Annotated in this window: 18 protein-coding genes; 13 read left to right on the forward strand and 5 right to left on the reverse strand. The window is 72.2% G+C overall.

Going from position 1 to position 17,479, the window contains the following annotated elements; genetic code table 11:
• Positions 1–199: 199 nt before the first annotated feature.
• Complete coding sequence (locus ACSYGO_RS37395) at positions 200–1,243, forward strand: alpha/beta fold hydrolase (RefSeq protein WP_426678539.1); 1,044 nt, start codon at positions 200–202, stop codon at positions 1,241–1,243.
• 34 nt (positions 1,244–1,277) lie between these two features.
• Here the strand turns inward: ACSYGO_RS37395 and ACSYGO_RS37400 are convergent, their stop codons facing one another.
• Genes ACSYGO_RS37400 through ACSYGO_RS37410 form a run of 3 tightly spaced genes read right to left on the reverse strand, consistent with a single transcriptional unit; the run spans position 1,278 to position 3,721 of the window.
• Entirely contained in the window at positions 1,278–2,495 is a 1,218-nt protein-coding gene (locus ACSYGO_RS37400) for an MAB_1171c family putative transporter (protein ID WP_460389343.1), read from the reverse strand.
• Positions 2,496–2,507: 12 nt separating this feature from the next.
• Positions 2,508–3,038, reverse strand: a complete 531-nt coding sequence (locus tag ACSYGO_RS37405; protein WP_095937784.1) for a toxin-antitoxin system, toxin component — start codon at positions 3,036–3,038, stop codon at positions 2,508–2,510.
• A 32-nt stretch (positions 3,039–3,070) separates the two neighbouring features.
• Positions 3,071–3,721: a helix-turn-helix domain-containing protein gene (locus tag ACSYGO_RS37410; RefSeq protein ID WP_028798984.1), complete on the reverse strand. Its 651-nt coding sequence runs from the start codon at positions 3,719–3,721 to the stop codon at positions 3,071–3,073.
• A gap of 222 nt (positions 3,722–3,943) precedes the next feature.
• Between ACSYGO_RS37410 and ACSYGO_RS37415 the strand changes: the two genes are divergently transcribed.
• The gene (locus ACSYGO_RS37415; RefSeq protein ID WP_426678537.1) at positions 3,944–4,606 is read left to right on the forward strand and encodes an MmyB family transcriptional regulator; all 663 of its coding nucleotides are present in this window, start codon (positions 3,944–3,946) and stop codon (positions 4,604–4,606) included.
• A gap of 4 nt (positions 4,607–4,610) precedes the next feature.
• On the opposite strand, the gene ACSYGO_RS37420 is transcribed toward ACSYGO_RS37415, so the two are convergent.
• On the reverse strand, positions 4,611–5,390 hold the full coding sequence (locus ACSYGO_RS37420; RefSeq protein WP_426678536.1) for a cache domain-containing protein: 780 nt from the start codon (positions 5,388–5,390) through the stop codon (positions 4,611–4,613).
• Positions 5,347–6,153, reverse strand: coding sequence for a FadR/GntR family transcriptional regulator (locus ACSYGO_RS37425; protein ID WP_435223333.1), 807 nt, complete (start codon positions 6,151–6,153; stop codon positions 5,347–5,349). The genes ACSYGO_RS37420 and ACSYGO_RS37425 overlap by 44 nt, the downstream gene beginning before the upstream one ends.
• Positions 6,154–6,287: 134 nt before the next feature.
• Between ACSYGO_RS37425 and ACSYGO_RS37430 the strand changes: the two genes are divergently transcribed.
• The 11 genes from ACSYGO_RS37430 to ACSYGO_RS37480 all read left to right on the forward strand — a co-directional run bounded on the left by ACSYGO_RS37430 (position 6,288) and on the right by ACSYGO_RS37480 (position 17,350).
• Positions 6,288–7,325 (forward strand): ABC transporter ATP-binding protein, encoded by a 1,038-nt coding sequence (locus tag ACSYGO_RS37430; RefSeq protein WP_460389345.1) that lies wholly within the window; start codon positions 6,288–6,290, stop codon positions 7,323–7,325.
• 37 nt (positions 7,326–7,362) lie between these two features.
• Complete coding sequence (locus ACSYGO_RS37435) at positions 7,363–8,562, forward strand: ABC transporter substrate-binding protein (RefSeq protein ID WP_426678534.1); 1,200 nt, start codon at positions 7,363–7,365, stop codon at positions 8,560–8,562.
• Positions 8,563–8,571: 9 nt separating this feature from the next.
• The gene (locus tag ACSYGO_RS37440) at positions 8,572–9,462 is read left to right on the forward strand and encodes an ABC transporter permease (RefSeq protein WP_426678533.1); all 891 of its coding nucleotides are present in this window, start codon (positions 8,572–8,574) and stop codon (positions 9,460–9,462) included.
• A gap of 10 nt (positions 9,463–9,472) precedes the next feature.
• A complete protein-coding gene (locus ACSYGO_RS37445) occupies positions 9,473–10,288 on the forward strand; it encodes an ABC transporter permease (protein WP_426678532.1) in 816 nt (271 codons plus the stop codon).
• Positions 10,289–10,354: 66 nt separating this feature from the next.
• Positions 10,355–11,512, forward strand: coding sequence for an NAD(P)/FAD-dependent oxidoreductase (locus ACSYGO_RS37450; protein WP_460389348.1), 1,158 nt, complete (start codon positions 10,355–10,357; stop codon positions 11,510–11,512).
• Entirely contained in the window at positions 11,509–11,808 is a 300-nt protein-coding gene (locus ACSYGO_RS37455; protein ID WP_426678530.1) for a (2Fe-2S)-binding protein, read from the forward strand. The genes ACSYGO_RS37450 and ACSYGO_RS37455 overlap by 4 nt, the downstream gene beginning before the upstream one ends.
• The gene (locus tag ACSYGO_RS37460; RefSeq protein ID WP_460389350.1) at positions 11,801–13,366 is read left to right on the forward strand and encodes an FAD-dependent oxidoreductase; all 1,566 of its coding nucleotides are present in this window, start codon (positions 11,801–11,803) and stop codon (positions 13,364–13,366) included. The genes ACSYGO_RS37455 and ACSYGO_RS37460 overlap by 8 nt, the downstream gene beginning before the upstream one ends.
• Positions 13,367–13,514: 148 nt before the next feature.
• Positions 13,515–14,423, forward strand: coding sequence for a dihydrodipicolinate synthase family protein (locus tag ACSYGO_RS37465; protein WP_426678529.1), 909 nt, complete (start codon positions 13,515–13,517; stop codon positions 14,421–14,423).
• 21 nt (positions 14,424–14,444) lie between these two features.
• Complete coding sequence (locus ACSYGO_RS37470) at positions 14,445–15,446, forward strand: proline racemase family protein (RefSeq protein ID WP_460389352.1); 1,002 nt, start codon at positions 14,445–14,447, stop codon at positions 15,444–15,446.
• A gap of 108 nt (positions 15,447–15,554) precedes the next feature.
• Complete coding sequence (locus tag ACSYGO_RS37475) at positions 15,555–16,244, forward strand: GntR family transcriptional regulator (RefSeq protein ID WP_460389354.1); 690 nt, start codon at positions 15,555–15,557, stop codon at positions 16,242–16,244.
• 107 nt (positions 16,245–16,351) lie between these two features.
• Positions 16,352–17,350: a LacI family DNA-binding transcriptional regulator gene (locus ACSYGO_RS37480; RefSeq protein WP_426678526.1), complete on the forward strand. Its 999-nt coding sequence runs from the start codon at positions 16,352–16,354 to the stop codon at positions 17,348–17,350.
• Positions 17,351–17,479: the final 129 nt, after the last annotated feature.

Here is a 17,479-nt window from a genome sequence, read left to right on the forward strand (position 1 = left end):
CGTGACGGCCGGACGGCGCCTGCCCGGGACCGAGCCGGCCGCCCGCGACGTGGGCGGGGCCGGCCGCGACCGGCGGCGCGGGTGCCGCTTCCCGCGCGGCCCGGCCGGCCGCCCGGACGGTGTGCCGAGGAGGACCGGAGCCGCCCGTACGAAGGGCGTGGGAGCCGCCGCACGGCGGCGTGGCGACAGGAGGTGGCCGGTGGCCGACGCACCGCTCGGACGACCGCACAGAACCGTGCGCCTGCGCTCCGTGGGCGACGGGGAACTGCGCCTGCACCACCGCGTCGTGCACGGCTACCGGCGCGCCTACCGGATGGCCGGCGAGGGTCCCGCGCTCGTCCTGATCCACGGCATCGGCGACTCGTCGGCGACCTGGGCGGAGCTGATCCCCGATCTGGCCCGCACCCACACGGTGATCGCACCCGACCTGCTCGGCCACGGTGCCTCCGACAAGCCGCGGGCCGACTACTCCGTCGCCGCCTACGCCAACGGCGTACGCGATCTGCTGGCCACGCTGGACATCGAGTCCGCCACCCTGGTCGGCCACTCGCTGGGCGGCGGCGTCGCGATGCAGTTCGCCTACCAGTACCCCGAGCGCACCGAACGGCTCGTCCTGGTGAGCGCGGGCGGTGTCGGCGGCGAGGTCAACCCCGTCCTGCGGGCGGTCTCGCTGCCCGGTGCGCACCTCATGCTCTCCGCGTTGCGGCTGCCCGGCATGCGCCTGCACGTCGGCCTGTTCGCCCGGCTCATGAGCCTGCTCGACACCGATCTCGGCCAGGACGCACCCGAGTTGCTGACCCTGGTGGACGCGCTGCCCGACGCGACGTCCCGCAGCGCCTTCATCCGCACCCTGCGGGCCGTCGTCGACTGGCGCGGCCAGGCGGTCACCATGCTCGACCGCTGCTACCTCACGGAGGGCATGCCCACGATGCTGCTCTGGGGCGACCGGGACAGCGTGGTCCCCGTCAGACACGCCCACGGCGCGCACCGGGCCATGCCGGGCAGCCGGCTGGAGGTCTTCGAGGGCGCGGGCCACTTCCCCTTCCACAGCGACCCGGCGCGCTTCCTGGCCCTGGTGGAGGAGTTCACCACCACCACGGCCCCCGCGGACTGGAGCCGTGAGCACTGGCGCGAGCTGCTGCGCGCGGGCCGCTCCGGCACGAGCGTGGGCCGGCCGGACACACCCCAGAACCGCGCGGTGGAGCGGGACCTGCGCGAGGCGAGCGAACGCAGCGCGACATGAATTCCGCCGGCCGGTACGCTCCCGGACGTCGCGCTCAGCCGGTACGCTCCCGGACGTCGCGCTCCGGACGCCTCGCGGCCCGCCCGCGGGCGGCCGCCACGACCGGGGACTCGCGCAGGGCGATGGACATGCCCACCAGGTCGCGCGGGCCGTCGGTGGACGCGACCTGGGCGGCCGGCCCCCCGGCGGCCTCCGCCGAGTCGATGACCCTGCCCTCGGGATCGGCGGCCCTGGCCCGCACCGCGGCCGTCACCATCACCGCGTCCGCCTCCGCCTGCGCCCGGTCGGGCGGCGATCCCGCCGCCACGGCCGCGTCGTAGGCGTCGGAGCGCACCTCGGAGTCGAAATAGGGGTACAGGCTCAGCATGCCGTCGTGGATGTCGGACTCCCGCTGGGTGACCTGGAGTTCGGCGGAGGACCACCAGGAGATGCGCACCGCCCGGTCCTCGTCCACGGCGACCGGCTTCAGCTCGCGCCACAGCGGACCCAGCCTGCGGTACGTCGACCAGGTGTTCCAGCTGTCCCCGATGCGCTGGCAGGCCAGCGGGAGACAGAAGCCGACCGCGGTGATCTGGGCTCCGGCGGAGGCCAGCACCGGAGCCACGTTGGTGCTCAGGCCGTCCAGGTCGCCGCCGTTCCAGCGGGCGACCACGGCGATGAACTTGGCGGCCGAATAGGGGATGTTGCACAGCGAGCCGAACGCGATGATCACCAGTCCGGCCCGCAGCCAGCCGTGCACCTGGAGCGCCCAGCGCCAGCACATGATGTTCATCGCGATGCCCGCGGCGGACAGCGCCACGAGGTACAGCACGATCATCTCGCGCAGGAACGGCGTGTTCGCGTAGTAGGTGTCGAAGTCGCGCAGCCGCTCCTCGGGGGCGTCCCCGAGGGCGAAGAGCACGATCAGCGACGCACCCACCAGGCTGTATCCGGCGATCCAGTGGCGCGAGAGACGGCGGGTCACCTCGGGCCGGCCACCACGCCAGTTGATGATCAGCACCAGGCAGGAGGCGCTGAAGGCGCTCAGCAGGCAGTAGACGAGTGGCGCCGAGACGTTCGGGATCCCGGTGACCTCGTTGACCTTGCCGATGGTGGGCGGGGCCGCGAAGAGGAACACCAGGCCCGCGAGCGCCAGGAGCACACCGACGGAGCGCAGCAGCGGATCGCGCCAGCCGCGCAGGAGCGCCGGGCCCTTGAAGGCGATGGCGGCCCCCATGGCGGCGGCGGGGATGTAGTAGCTGGATCCGTCCATGTTCCGGGACCTTCAGCCCTGCGGTCCGCGGTAGCCCAGCGACGCCTCGATGCGGCCGGCCAGGCCGTCACGCTGCACGGGTCCGCGCAGGGGTGAACCGGCCAGCCAGGTACGACACTTGCTGGCGAGCAGCAGACCGAAGCTCTCGGCCTCCTTCTCGTCGTCCATGTCGAAGCGGGTGCGCGCGGCCACCTTCAGGACGGTCTCCTGGAGGTCGGCGCCGTCGCTCAGCAGCCGGGCGGCGACGGCCGCGCCCTCGACGTGGTGGCTGCAGTGCCCGGCCTTCATGTGCCACAGCTCGTGGCCCAGGATGACCAGTTGGTGGTCCGGCGCGGTGCGCTCCTCGATGACGACGAGGTCCTGTTCGGCCATGTCGAGCCAGAGCCCGCTCGCGGTGCCGGGCGGAAAGGCGGCCGTGCGGAACTGGACGGGGCGGCCCCGGCGTCTGCTCATCGCGCCGCACAGCGCCGCGTACAGCTCGGCGGGTTCCGCCGGTGCCGGGAGCGACAGCTCCGCTACCAACTCGCCGCACAGGCGGCGCATTTCCCTTCCGATGCCCACAGCTCTCCCCCGGCTCACGACTCTGGCCGTTTGACGCTCTCCAGGAGCATGTCCAGCCACTCGGCGACCTTGTCCCGGTGCTGGTCGGTGGGCAACTGCGCGGCCCGCCAGGCGATTCCGCGGACGCCGTGGTCCAGGAGCAGCCGCTCCAGCGGGTCGGCGGCGGCCGCCGCGCGTTCGCGGTCGGCGAGTCTTTGCAGGAGCTCCTGCTCCGAGCGCTGGAGGGCGCCCACGAGGGCCTCGGAGTCCTCGGCCGTGAGGAATCCGGCGTGGACCCGGAAGAAGCGCTGGATGGCGTCGCAGTGCTCCATGGTGGGGCGGCGGTCGCCGTTGATGAGGGCACCGGCCTGCTGGCGCGACATGCCGGCGCCGTCGGCGATCTCCTGCTGGGTGTAGCGGCGTCCGTTGGGCTTCAGGCGGGTGCGGCGCAGCAGGTCGAGCCGTTGCAGGAAGCGGGCCTGGAGGTCGGGTTCTCCGGCGTGGCGGCCGCTCAGCAGGGCCTTCACCACGGGTTCGGGGACGCCGGAACCGGCGGACAGGCGCTGGATGTCGAAGACTTCGGAGAGCTGCACGCCGAGCCTGTTGGCCAGGTCGCTGACCCGCGTCACGACGGCCTGCAGCAGAACCGTCGCCGTGGCGCCCGGAACCTCGAAGCCATCCGTCACCGACAGATCTCCTACGTCTCTCTACAGGTCGCTCTCAAGAAGGTCAGGAACCATCGGGAGACTAGCCCCTCGGTCGAACTCGCATCCAGGTCTCGCCACAACTGTGGCGAGATTCAGCCGTCAACGGTCGCCAAATGCCACGATAGTTGACACGCCTGTGCCCTGGGCAGCAGGATCGGGGCGCCGCGTGAAGGCCGCAGAGGCAAGAGGGGTGACCTCCCGATGGCGTACCAGGCAGGAAGGCAGCGGTCCCAGCCGCGACCTGTCCCCGAGACCGTCGAAGCTCAGGCGTACCTCCAGGACTACGCAGCCCTCCTCGAAGCCGTTCAGTTCCCCTCCGTCGTCTTCGACCACCGCTGGGACGTCGTCCTGTCGAACGCCGCCTTCGAGACACTTTTCGGCGGTGTGGGAGCCCATCCGACGGCCATGCCGGGTGACAACTTCCTCCGGTTCGTGCTGTTTCACCCGGACGCGAGCACGGTTCTCGGCGAGCACGAGTCGAGCTGGTGTCTTCCGATGCTGGCGCACTTCGCCGCGGCCGTGGAGCGGCACGGCCAGGACCGCGGCCTCCAGTCGATCCGCCGGGAGATCGCCCAGGACCCCATCATGGACGCCGCCTTCCGGCACGGGCTGCCCCACTGGATCCGCGCGGTCGGCCCGGACGCCGTCGAGCACGACGGCGCCGTACGCCCCCTGGTGCACCCCGATCCCCGCTGGGGCCGCACGGACTGCCGGATCGTCGACGACACCCCCAAGACCCTGCGGGACATGGGGTACACGCGGATGACCCTGGTCCTGCGGGACGCGGCCCGGTCCATGCCGGCCGGCGGGCCGCGCAAGTCGCGCACCACGCGCAACGGCGCGGCGGAGCTGCGGGCGGTCTGAGCGCTCAGCCGGCCGGTGTCACGAGCACCAGCGGTACGCCGTCGCACGGCACCAGCCGCAGCCGCTCGAAGCGCGCGCTCCGCCCGGCCGCGAGGACGGCCCCGAAGTCCGGTCCCCGGGTGAGGGAGCCGGCCAGGTGGTCGGGGTCGGCGGAGGCGGCGACCCGGCCGCGGGCGTTCACCAAGTGGGCGGGACCCGGGAGCCGTTGGAGCAGCGGGACCACGGCCGCCTCGAAGTGCCGGAGATACACGTCGGCCGCGGCCACCCCCACGAACCGACCCTCCACGTGCACGGGCGCGGACAGCGTCAGGCTGTACTCGTCGGAGCACAGGTAGTCGACGTAGGGCCCGGCGACGGCGCGCTGTCCGGTGTCGCGGGGGAGGGCGAACCAGTCCCAGTGCGTGTAGTCGGAGTACGCCGAGTGCCGCGGGTCGAGGTCGAGCAGCAGCGGTCGTACGTCGCCGTCGGGGCCCGTCTGCCACCATTCCAGCCACGCCGGTACGTCGGCGAGCAGCCCGGGCGCCGCGACGAACCCGGCGCCCGACACCAACTCCTGCCGGGCGAGACGCAGATGGAGTCCCGGGCGCAGTGCCGCCAGGTCGACGGTGGCGGGCCGGTCGCCGCGCGCGGCGACCCGGGTGAGCAGGGCCGTGGTGTCGGCGCGGGTCTCGGCGACCGCCTCGAAGACGGCCTCCAGCGTGGAGCGGACCTGTGCGGCGACGGCCGCCCGCGGTGTCGCGTCAAGCGTCGCCGTGGCGCCGACCTGGCCGGGGCTCCTGCTCATGGGTGCCCTCCAGCGGACGGGGACCGGACGCGGTGCGCGGCATCGCGAGGCGGAGGGCGATGAGCCGCGCCGTCGAGTCCTGGACGCACCGCTCGGCCAGCGCTCTGGCCGATTCGTGGGCCCCATCTTGCACCGCCGAGATTACGGAGCGGTGACGGTCGGCGACTTCTTCACGATATTCGTCGTCCCCGAGCACGAGACACAGCAGTGCGCCCACATCCGTCTGGAGCGCGACCTGTTCGCGGGTGAGCCGGGCGGACTGCGCGGCGGCGGCGAGTTCGACGTGGAAGCGGCCGTAGACACGGCTGCGCGCGGCGGCGTCCTCGGCGGACGTGAACTCCTCCAGGGAGCGTCGCAGCGGCTGGAGGTCGGCCGGTTCGGTGCGCTGTGCGGCGAGCCGGGCCGCCGCCCCCGTCACGGCCGCCCAGTGGTCACCGAGATCGCGCAGCTCCTCGGTGCTCCAGCCGGCCAGCCGGGCCAGCAGCCGCTCCTCGCCGGGGACCTCGGGCAGCGACACGAAGCTGCCGCCGCCGCGGCCCCGGCGGGTGGTGACCAGTCCCTGCTGCCGCAGCGCCATCAGCGCCTCGCGCAGGGTGACCGTGGACACGCCGAGCTGCCCGGCCAGCTCCATCTCGCCGGGCAGCTGCTCCCCGTCGGCGAGCAGTCCGAGCTCGATGGCGTCGCCGAGCCTGCGGACCACCGTCTCGACCCGGGCGCGGTTGTCCACGGGTGTGAAGACGGCTCTGCGGACACCGTCGCCCATGTGTTGCTTCACGGTCACCACCTTGTGCGTTGACTCAACCTTTACTCTAAGGGGGTCTTGAGCTTTGAACTATGACTTCATATCTTTCCGGTCAGTGTTTGAACGTGGACATGGACCAGAAAGGTTCCCCACCCATGCAGGGATTGGCGATCCGGCTCCAGGGCCTGCGGAAGGCGTTCGGAGAGACGACCGCCGTGGCCGGAGTCGATCTGGACATCACCGACGGCGAGTTCTTCTCGATGCTCGGCCCGTCCGGTTCGGGCAAGACGACGGTGCTGCGGATGATCGCGGGCTTCGAGACCCCGACCGCCGGCCGCATCGAACTGGCGGGACAGGAGGTCACCGGCCTCGCCCCCTTCGAGAGGGACGTGCACACCGTCTTCCAGGACTACGCCCTGTTCCCGCACATGACCGTCGAGCAGAACGTCGCCTACGGCCTCAAGGTGCGCAAGGTGCCCAAGCCGGAGCGGCTGGTGCGGGCCCGCAAAGCGCTCGCCGACGTACGGCTCGAAGGGTTCGGCAAGCGGCGCCCCGCCCAGCTCTCCGGCGGCCAGCGCCAGCGCGTGGCACTCGCCCGTGCCCTCGTCGGACGCCCCCGGGTGCTGCTGCTCGACGAGCCGCTCGGCGCCCTCGACCTCAAACTGCGCGAGCAGATGCAGGTCGAACTCAAGGCGATCCAGCGCGAGGTCGGCATCACCTTCGTCTTCGTCACCCACGACCAGGAGGAGGCCCTGACGATGAGCGACCGCATCGCCGTCTTCAACCAGGGCCGCATCGAACAGGTCGGCACCCCGGCCGAGATCTACGAACGCCCCGCCACCGGCTTCGTCGCCGGCTTCGTCGGCACCTCCAACCTCGTCGAAGGGGCCTCGGCGGAGCAGGTCGTCGGCGCTCCCGGCACCTACAGCATCCGGCCCGAGAAGATCCGGGTCCTCAAGGAGTCCGCCGAAGCCGACGAGCCGGAGCACTCCACCGCCACGGGCACCGTCGTCGAGGTCGTCTACCTGGGCGACTCCACCCGCTTCCTCGTGGACCTCGACGCGGGCGGACGCCTCACCGCCCTCCAGCAGAACCTGGAGACCTCCTCCGAGGACGTCGCCGCCCTGCGCGGCACCCGGGTCCGGCTCCAGTGGCACCGCCGTCACGCCTTCAAGGTCCCCGACCCCCGCTGACCCCCACGCTCAGTCCCCGTCACGTATGGAGTACGTCGTGCGCCTCACCCGAACCCTCCCAGCAGCCGCCGCCGTCGCGGTGCTCCTCGCGGCCACCGCCTGCGGGTCGTCCGACTCGGGCGGCTCCTCCTCGTCCACCGGACTCAACCCGCCCGACCTGAAGGCGCAGACGAAGCTCGGCAAGACCGAGGGGCAGGTCAACCTGATCGCCTGGGCCGGCTACGTCGAGGACGGCTCCAACGACCCGAAGGTCGACTGGGTGAGCGACTTCGAGAAGCAGACCGGCTGCCAGGTCAACTCCAAGGTCGCGGCCAGCTCCGACGAGATGGTCAAGCTGATGAAGACCGGCCAGTACGACGCCGTCTCCGCCTCCGGCGACGCCTCGCTGCGCCTCATCGCCTCCGGCGACGCGGCCCCGGTCAACACCGGCCTCGTGCCGAACTACAAGAACGTGTTCAGCGGCCTCAAGAACGGCGGCTGGAACTCCGTCGACGGCCAGATGTACGGCATTCCGCACGGCCGGGGCGCCAACCTGCTGATGTACAACACCGAGAAGGTCACGCCCGCCCCCACCTCGTGGTCCGCCGTCTTCGACGACGCCGCCGCGCACAAGGGCCACGTGACCGCGTACGACTCGCCCATCTACATCGCCGACGCGGCGCTGTACCTGAAGTCGGCCCGGCCCGAGCTGAAGATCAAGGACCCGTACGCCCTCGACCAGAAGCAGTTCGACGCGGCCGTCGACCTGCTGAAGAAGCAGAGCGCGAACGTGGGGGAGTATTGGAGCGACTACCTCAAGGAGATCTCCGCGTTCAAGAGCGGCGACTCCGTGATCGGTACGACCTGGCAGGTCATCGCCAACCTCACGCAGGACGAGGGCGCCAAGGTCAAGGCCTTCGTGCCCAAGGAGGGCTCCACGGGCTGGTCCGACACCTGGATGCTCTCCGCCGAGGCCAAGCACCCCAACTGCGCGTACAAGTGGATGGACTGGATCATCTCGCCGAAGGTGAACGCCCAGGTCGCCGAGTACTTCGGCGAGGCCCCGGCCAACACCGAGGCGTGCGCCGAGACCAGCGACAAGTCGTTCTGCGACACCTTCCACGCCGCCGACGAGGGCTACTGGAAGAACATCGCCTTCTGGAACACGCCCATCGAGCAGTGCCTCGACGGCCGCACCGACGTCAAGTGCGTCCCGTACGCGAAGTGGGTCCAGGCCTGGACCGAGATCAAGGGCTGAGAGACACCCATGACCTCCACCGCGCAGACCGCCGGACGGTCCCCCGTCCGGCGGCTCGCCGGGACCCTGCACCGCCGGCCGCGGCTCAGGCTGTCCCTGCTCCTGACCGCGCCCCTGCTCTGGCTCGCCGTGCTCTACCTGGGCTCGCTGGCGGTGCTGTTCGTCTCGGCGTTCTGGACGACCGACTCCTTCACCTCCGAGGTCGTGAAGGTCTGGTCGACCGACAACTTCCACGAGCTGTTCACCACGCCGGTCTTCCGGCAGGTGATCCTGCGCAGCATCGGCGTCGCCCTCGCCGTCACCGCCCTGTGCGCGCTGATCGCCTTCCCGGTCGCCTTCTTCACCGCCCGGATCGCCAGGCCCAAGTGGCGTCCGCTGCTCGTCGTCGCCATCCTCACCCCGCTGTGGGCGAGTTACCTCGTCAAGGTGTACGCCTGGCGGCTGATCCTCTCCCAGGGCGGACTCGCCGACTGGATGCTGGAGCCGTTCGGGCTGAGCGGCCCCGGCTTCGGACTTCCCGCGGCGGTCATCGCCCTGACCTACCTGTGGCTGCCGTACATGATCCTGCCGATCCACACGGCGCTGGAGCAGCTGCCCGACAACCTGCTCGACGCGTCGGCGGACCTGGGCGGGCGCCCCGCGCGCACCTTCCGCTCGGTGGTGCTGCCGATGGTGCTGCCGTCCGTGGCGGCGGGCTCGGTCTTCACCTTCTCCCTCAGCCTCGGCGACTACATCACCGTGCAGATCGTCGGCGGCAAGACCCAGCTCATCGGCAACCTCGTCTACTCCAACATCGAACTGAACCTGCCCATGGCCGCCGCGCTCGGCACGGTCCCCGTCGTGGTCATCGTGGTGTACCTGCTCGCGATGCGCCGCACGGGCGCCCTGAGCAGCCTCTGAGGAGCCCGCAGTGCAACTCTCCCGTCCCGCGCGCATCGCGCTGCGCGTCGCCGCCGGGCTCGGCTTCGCGATCATCTACGTGCCGCTCGCGCTCGTCCTGGTCAACTCCTTCAACCCGGACCGCAGCGCGAGCTGGCCCCCGCCCGGCCTCACCACCCACTGGTGGTCGACCGCCTGGCAGAACGAGGGCGCCCGCGCGGCACTGTGGGTCTCGGTGAAGGCGGGTCTCGGCGCCACGGCCATCGCCCTGGTGCTCGGCACGCTGATCGCCTTCGCGGTGGCCCGGCACCGGTTCTTCGGGCGCGACGCGATCTCCTTCGTGGTCGTCCTGCCGATCGCGCTGCCCGGCATCGTCACCGGCATCGCCCTCAACTCGGCCTTCGGTACGGTGCTCGAACCCCTCGGTGTCGGCCTCGGCATGTTCACCGTGATCGTCGGACACGCCACCTTCTGCATCGTGGTCGTCTTCAACAACGTGGTGGCCAGGCTGCGGCGCACCGCGGGATCGTACGAGGAGGCCGCCATGGACCTCGGCGCGAACACCTTCCGGGCCTTCGCGGACGTCACCTTCCCCCTGGTGCGTTCCGCCCTGCTCGCGGGCGGAATGCTCGCCTTCGCGCTCTCCTTCGACGAGATCGTGGTGACGACGTTCACCGCGGGACCCGGCATCGAGACCCTGCCCATCTGGATCTTCAACAACATGACACGGCCTCAGCAGGCCCCGGTCGTCAACGTCGTGGCGGCGGTCCTCGTCCTGCTCTCGGTGGTCCCGATCTACGCGGCGCAGCGGCTGTCGGCCGACACGGCGACCGGGAGCAGGATCTGAGGGTGCCGTGGGGATCCTCTCCACGGCACCCTGTGCGCGCACAGAAGTATGTGACATAGTACTGGCGTGGCCAAGCCAGTTGCCTGCGATGTCGTGGTCGTCGGAGCCGGAATGGTCGGCGCCGCCTGTGCGCTGTACGCGGCCCGCGCGGGCCTCGACGTCACCGTGGTGGACCGCGGCCCGGTGACCGGCGGCACGACCGGCGCCGGCGAGGGAAACCTGCTGGTCTCCGACAAGGAGCCAGGACCCGAACTCGATCTCGCCCTGCTGTCCGGGCGGTTGTGGGGCGAGCTCGCCGCGGAGGACGGACTCGGACCGGCCGTCGAGTACGAGGCCAAGGGCGGCGTGGTGGTGGCCGCCACACCCCGGGAACTGGCCGCCCTGGAGGTCTTCGCGGACGGCCAGCGGGCGGCCGGGGTCACGGCGGACCCGGTCGCGGCGGACCGGCTCCACGACCTGGAGCCGTACTTGGCCCCGGACCTGGCGGGCGCCGTGCACTACCCGCAGGACTCCCAGGTGATGCCGGCCCTCGCCGCCGCCCACCTCGTACGTGCCTCGGGAGCGCGCGTGCTCACCGGGCGGACCGTGACCGCGGTGCTACGCGCGCCGGCCGGAGCGGTCCGCGGCGTACGGACCGACCGGGGCGACATCCACGCCCCGGCCGTCGTGAACGCGGCCGGGACCTGGGGCGCGGACGTGGCCGGTCTCGCGGGCGCTCCGCTGCCCGTGCTGCCCCGGCGTGGATTCGTCCTCGTCACCGAGCCGTTGCCGCGCCGGGTGCGCCACAAGGTGTACGCGGCCGACTACGTCGCCGACGTGGCCAGCGACTCGGCGGCCCTCCAGACGTCGCCCGTCGTCGAGGGGACGGCGGCGGGGCCGGTCCTGATCGGGGCGAGCCGCGAACGGGTCGGATTCGACCGCTCGTTCTCGCTGCCCGTCGTCCGGGCACTGGCCGAGGGCGCGACCCGGCTCTTCCCCTTCCTGTCGGAGGTCCGCGCGCTGCGGACCTACCTGGGCTTCAGGCCGTACCTGCCCGACCACCTGCCCGCGATCGGCCCCGACCCCCGGGTCCCCGGACTCCTGCACGCCTGCGGGCACGAGGGGGCGGGTATCGGACTCGCCACCGGCACCGGGCAGTTGATCGCGCAGGTCCTGACCGGCGCGGCACCCGCCCTCGACCTCACCCCGTTCCGGCCCGACCGCTTTTCCGAGGAGGCCGTGTGAATCCGCTGCGACTGGCCCGGGCCCGGCCGGAGCCCGCCTTCACCGTCACCCTCGACGGCCGGGAGATCGAGGCGCTCCCCGGCCGGACCGTGGCCGCCACGCTGTGGGCGGCGGGCGTCACGTCCTGGCGCAGCACACGCGGCGCGGGCCGACCACGCGGCGTCTTCTGCGGCATCGGCGTCTGCTTCGACTGCCTGGTCACCGTCAACGGCCGCCCCAACCAGCGGGCCTGCCTGGTCCCGGTGCGTCCCGGCGACGAGATCCGTACGCAGGAGGGCACGGGCCACGATGACTGACCGCCCCCGCCTCGCCGTCGTCGGCGCCGGCCCGGCGGGCCTCGCCGCGTCCCTGGCCGCCGCCTCCCGCGGTATCCACGTCACCCTCGTCGACTCGGCGGCGCGGGCGGGCGGACAGTTCTACCGTCGGCCCGCGGCCGCACTGGGCGCGCTGCGGCCCCAGGCGCTGCACCACGAGTGGCGCACCTGGGAGAGGCTGCGCGACGGGCTCGCCGCGGCGGATTCCGTGGCACACCTGGCGGACCGTCATGTGTGGTGCGTGGAAAGGCGGTCCGACGGCTTCGTCGTGCACGCCCTGCTCGGCCCCGACCAGCGGGAGTCCGAGTCCGTGCGCGCCGACGCCGTGCTCCTCGCCACCGGCGGATACGAGAAGGTCCTGCCCTTTCCGGGCTGGACGCTTCCCGGCGTGGTCACCGCGGGCGGGGCGCAGGCCATGCTCAAGGAGGGACTCGTGGTCCCGGGACGGACCGCCGTCGTCGCCGGGACGGGTCCGCTGCTGCTGCCCGTGGCGACCGGACTGGCCGCGGCGGGCGTCGAGGTGGCCGCGCTCGTCGAGTCCGCCGACCCCAGGGCGTTCGCGCGCCGGGCCGGGGCGCTGGCAGCCCTGCCGGGCAAGGTCGCCGAAGCCGCCGGGTACACCGCCCGCCTCCTGCGGCACCGTGTCGCGCTCATGCCCCGGCACACCGTGGTGGCGGCCCACGGCGAGCGGCGGGTCGAGGCCGTGACCGTCGCCGCGCTCGACGGCGAGGGGCGGGTCGCGGCCGGCAGCGAACGGCGCATCCCGTGCGACACGCTCGCCGTCGGGCACGGCATGCTGCCGCACACCGACCTCGCCGAGTCGCTCGGCTGCCGCGTCGAGGGACTGCGGGTGTACGCCGACGACGAGCAGCGCACCGATGTGCCGGGTGTGTGGGCGGCCGGCGAGACCACCGGTGTCGGCGGCTCGGCGCTGGCCCTCGCCGAGGGACACATCGCGGGCCGCTCGATCGCCGCCCGCCTGACCGGCCGGGTGCCCGACCCGCGGGAGTGGGCCCCGGCGGCGAGGTCCCGCAGGCGCCTGCGGGCGTTCTCCACGCTGCTCGGCACCCTGTACGCGCCCCCGGCGCACTGGACGGACCAGGTCACCGACGACACCGTCGTGTGCCGCTGCGAGGAGATCTCCGCCGGGGAGATCCGCACGGCCGTCGCGGAACTCGGCGCGGGTGACGTCCGGACGGTGAAGCTGCTCACCCGTGCCGGGATGGGCTGGTGCCAGGGCCGGATGTGCGAACCCGCCGTCGCGGGACTCGCCGCGTGCGAACAGACCCCCGCACGGCGGCTGTTGGCCCGGCCGGTGCCGCTCGGAGTTCTCGCCCGGGCGGGCGAGCCACAGGAGGACCGCGGCGGAGAGCCGGGGGAAGCCCGTGGCGGTGATCCGGGGGTGGATCGCGGTGGTGAGGCACAAGAGGCGCACGGCGGCGAGCCGCAGAAGGCCCACGACGGTGAGCCGCACGAAGACCGTGACGGAGAGCCGGGGGAAGCCCGTGGCGGTGATCCGGGGGTGGACCACGGCAGGTGAGCCGCCGTCATCCCGCGCGGGTCAGCAGCCCGAGAGCCGGCTTCCGGCGGCGCTCCGCCGCCCGCCGGTGCCCAGGAAGACGGCCGCGGGCGACCCATGGGCCCGAGAGTCAGTGAAATGTCACACCGTACAGAGAGAGGACCTGTTCATGACCTCCACCGAGAACCGTCCCTGGCGCGGAGTCCTCGTCGCCACCGCGCTCCCGCTGAACGACGACCTCTCCGTGAACTACGCGAAGTTCGCCGACCACTGCGCCTGGCTCGTCGAGAACGGCTGCGACGGCGTCGTACCGAACGGCTCGCTCGGGGAGTACCAGGTGCTCACGCCCGAGGAGCGCGCCAAGGTCGTCGAGACCGCGGTCGCGGCGATCGGCGGCGAACGTGTGATGCCCGGCGTCGCCGCCTACGGCTCCGCCGAGGCACGCCGCTGGGCCGAGCAGGCCAAGGACGCGGGCTGCCGGGCCGTGATGCTGCTGCCGCCGAACGCCTACCGCGCCGACGAGCGGTCCGTCCTCGCCCACTACGAGGCGGTCGCCGAGGCGGGCCTGCCGGTCGTCGCGTACAACAACCCGATCGACACCAAGGTCGACCTGGTGCCCGAACTGCTCGCCAAGCTGCACGCCGCCGGATTCGTCCAGGGCGTCAAGGAGTTCTCCGGAGACGTGCGGCGCGCCTACCGGATCGCCGAACTCGCCCCGGAGCTCGATCTGCTGATCGGGGCCGACGACGTCCTGCTGGAGCTCGCCGTCGCCGGGGCGAAGGGCTGGGTGGCCGGCTACCCGAACGCGCTGCCCGCGGCGAGCGTCGAGCTCTACCGCGCCGCCGTCGACGGCGACCTCGACACCGCGGGCCGGCTCTACCGCCTGCTGCACCCGCTGCTGCGCTGGGACTCCCGGGTCGAGTTCGTGCAGGCGATCAAACTGTCGATGGACGTCGTCGGCCGCCACGGCGGCCCGGTCCGTCCGCCGCGCGTCCCGCTGCTGCCCGAGCAGGAGGCCGCCGTGCGCTCCGCCACCGAGCAGGCCGTCGCCGCCGGACTCGTCCGCGCCCACGGCTGAGCCCCGACCCCGAGGAGAGCCATGCGCAGCACACTCGTCCTGCACGCCGTCGACTCGCACACCGAGGGCATGCCCACCCGGGTGATCACCGGAGGGATCGGCACGGTCCCCGGCGCCACCATGAACGAGCGGCGGCTGTACTTCCGCGAACACCGCGACGACATCAAACAGCTCCTGATGAACGAACCGCGGGGCCACTCGGCGATGAGCGGGGCCGTCCTCCAGCCGCCGACCCGGCCCGACTGCGACTACGGCGTGATCTACATCGAGGTCTCGGGCTACCTGCCGATGTGCGGGCACGGCACCATCGGGGTGGCCACCGTGCTCGTGGAGACCGGCATGGTCGAGGTCGTCGAACCGGTCACGACGATCAGGCTCGACACGCCGGCGGGCCTCGTCGTGGCCGAGGTGGCGGTCGAGGACGGCGCGGCCCGCGCGGTCACGCTGAGGAACGTGCCGTCGTTCTCCGTCGGCCTCGACTGCAAGGCCACCCTCGCCGACGGCCGCACGGTGACCTACGACCTCGCGTACGGTGGCAACTTCTACGCGATCCTGCCGCTGGAGCAGTTCGGGCTGCCCTTCGACCGGGCGCGCAAGGACGACATCCTGAAGGCGGGCCTGTCGCTGATGGACGCCATCAACGCCGAGGGCGAACCCGTGCACCCCGAGGATCCGTCGATCCGGGGCTGCCACCACGTCCATCTGTACGCGCCCGGAGCCACCGCGCGTCACTCGCGGCACGCGATGGCGATCCACCCCGGCTGGTTCGACCGCTCGCCCTGCGGCACGGGGACCAGCGCGCGCATGGCCCAGCTGCACGCCCGCGGCGAACTCCCGCTGCACACCGAGTTCGTGAACGAGTCCTTCATCGGGACCAGCTTCACCGGACGGCTGCTCGCCACGACCGAGGTCGCCGGGATCCCCGCGGTGCTGCCCAGCTTCACGGGCCGCGCCTGGATCACGGGAACGGCCCAGTACCTGCTCGACCCCACCGACCCCTTCCCGGCGGGCTTCGTCCTGTGAAGAGGGCCCCTCGCCGTCGCGGCACCCGCCGCCGCGTAGATACTGGGGGCGTAGTACGTGACATGGCACCAGCCGGCGGAGGACGCTCGGCCCGTACGAGGAGAACCCATGGCCGACCGGCGCAGCAGCGCACCCTCCGCCGCTCCCGTCCTGCCCACGCTCGGCGGGAAGAAGAGCAGCTACCGCGAGCGCGTCGCCGACGCGCTGCGGGCCGCGCTGATCGCCGGTGAACTGCGCGCCGGAGAGGTCTACTCGGCGCCCACGCTGGCCGCCCGCTTCGGGGTGTCGGCGACGCCGGTGCGGGAGGCGATGCTCGATCTCGCCAAGGAGGGCCTGGTCGACACGGTGCCCAACAAGGGGTTCCGGGTCACCGTCGTCTCCGAGCGGCAGCTCGACGAGTACACCCACATCCGCTCGCTCGTCGAGATCCCCACCACGGTGGGGCTGGCCGCCGGCGCCGACCCGGTGTCCCTGGACGCCCTGCGCCCGGCCGCCCGGGAGATCGTGACCGCGGCGGCGGCCGGCGACCTCGTCGCCTACGTGGAGGCGGACACCCGCTTCCATCTGGGCCTGCTGGCGCTCGCCGGCAACGCCCATCTCGTCGAGGTCGTCGGCGACCTGCGCAAACGCTCCCGGCTCTACGGCCTGAACGCCCTGGCCGAGAGCGGCCGTCTGGAGGCGTCCGCGGAGGAGCATCTGGAGCTCCTCGACGCGCTGCTCGCCCGTGACGAGGCCGCCGTGCGCGAGGTGATGACACGTCACCTCGGGCACGTCCGCGGGCTGTGGGCCGCTCGCTGAGCCGGTAGCCCGCCCCGTGGGAGGCCCGGAGCCGAGGCGGCTCCGCCGGACCGGCATCCGCCCCCTCCACGCAAACCGTTTGCATTTCTTGCGCTATTCTTGCGCGCATGACGCGACGACTTGCTCAGGTGGCGAAGAAGGTCGGGGTCAGTGAGGCCACGGTCAGCCGGGTCCTCAATGGCAAACCCGGGGTGTCCGAGGCCACCCGGCAGGCGGTGCTGTCCGCGCTGGACGTCCTCGGCTACGAGCGGCCCACCCAACTGCGCGGCGAGCGTGCCCGGCTCGTCGGCCTCGTCCTGCCCGAGCTCCAGAACCCGATCTTCCCGGCGTTCGCCGAGGTGATCGGCGGGGCACTCGCACAACTGGGCCTCACCCCGGTGCTGTGCACGCAGACCAAGGGCGGGGTCTCCGAGGCGGACTACGTGGACCTGCTGCTCCAGCAGCAGGTCTCCGGCGTGGTGTTCGCCGGCGGCCTGTACGCGCAGGCCGACGCCCCGCACGACCACTACCGGCAGCTCGCGGACCGCAACATCCCGGTGGTGCTGGTCAACGCCGCCATCGAGCACCTCGGCTTCCCCGGCGTGTCCTGCGACGACGCCGTGGCGGTCGAACAGGCCTGGCGGCACCTCGTCTCGCTCGGGCACGAGCGGATCGGCCTCGTGCTCGGACCCGCCGACCACATCCCCTCGGGCCGCAAGCTGGCGGCGGCGCGGGCACTCGCCCCCGATCTGCCCGACGAGCACATCGCCCGCGCCATGTTCTCGATCGAGGGCGGGCACGCGGCGGCCTCCCGGCTCATCGACCGCGGGGTCACCGGTTTCATCTGCGCCAGCGACCCGCTCGCGCTCGGTGTCGTCAGGGCCGCCCGGCGCAAGGGGCTCGACGTGCCGGCGCAGGTGTCCGTCGTCGGCTACGACGACTCCGCGCTGATGAACTGCACCGAGCCGCCGCTGACCACCGTCCGCCAGCCCATCGAGGCGATGGGCAGGGCGGCCGTGGAACTGCTGAACGCGCAGATCGGCGGGACCAGTGTCACTCCCGAAGAGCTGCTGTTCGAGCCGGAGTTGGTGGTGCGAGGGTCCACTGCGCAAGTACCTCGCGACTGAGAGCCACGTGGCTGTCGAATAATTACAGATTCTGCGCGAGATCTTGCGCCGCAATGTCGGTGGTGCTTGAGTGTGCGGCGCCAGACACGGACGCCGCACCACTCGGGTACGGCGCCGTGGGCCTTCCCT

This window comes from Streptomyces krungchingensis (genome assembly GCF_054729265.1).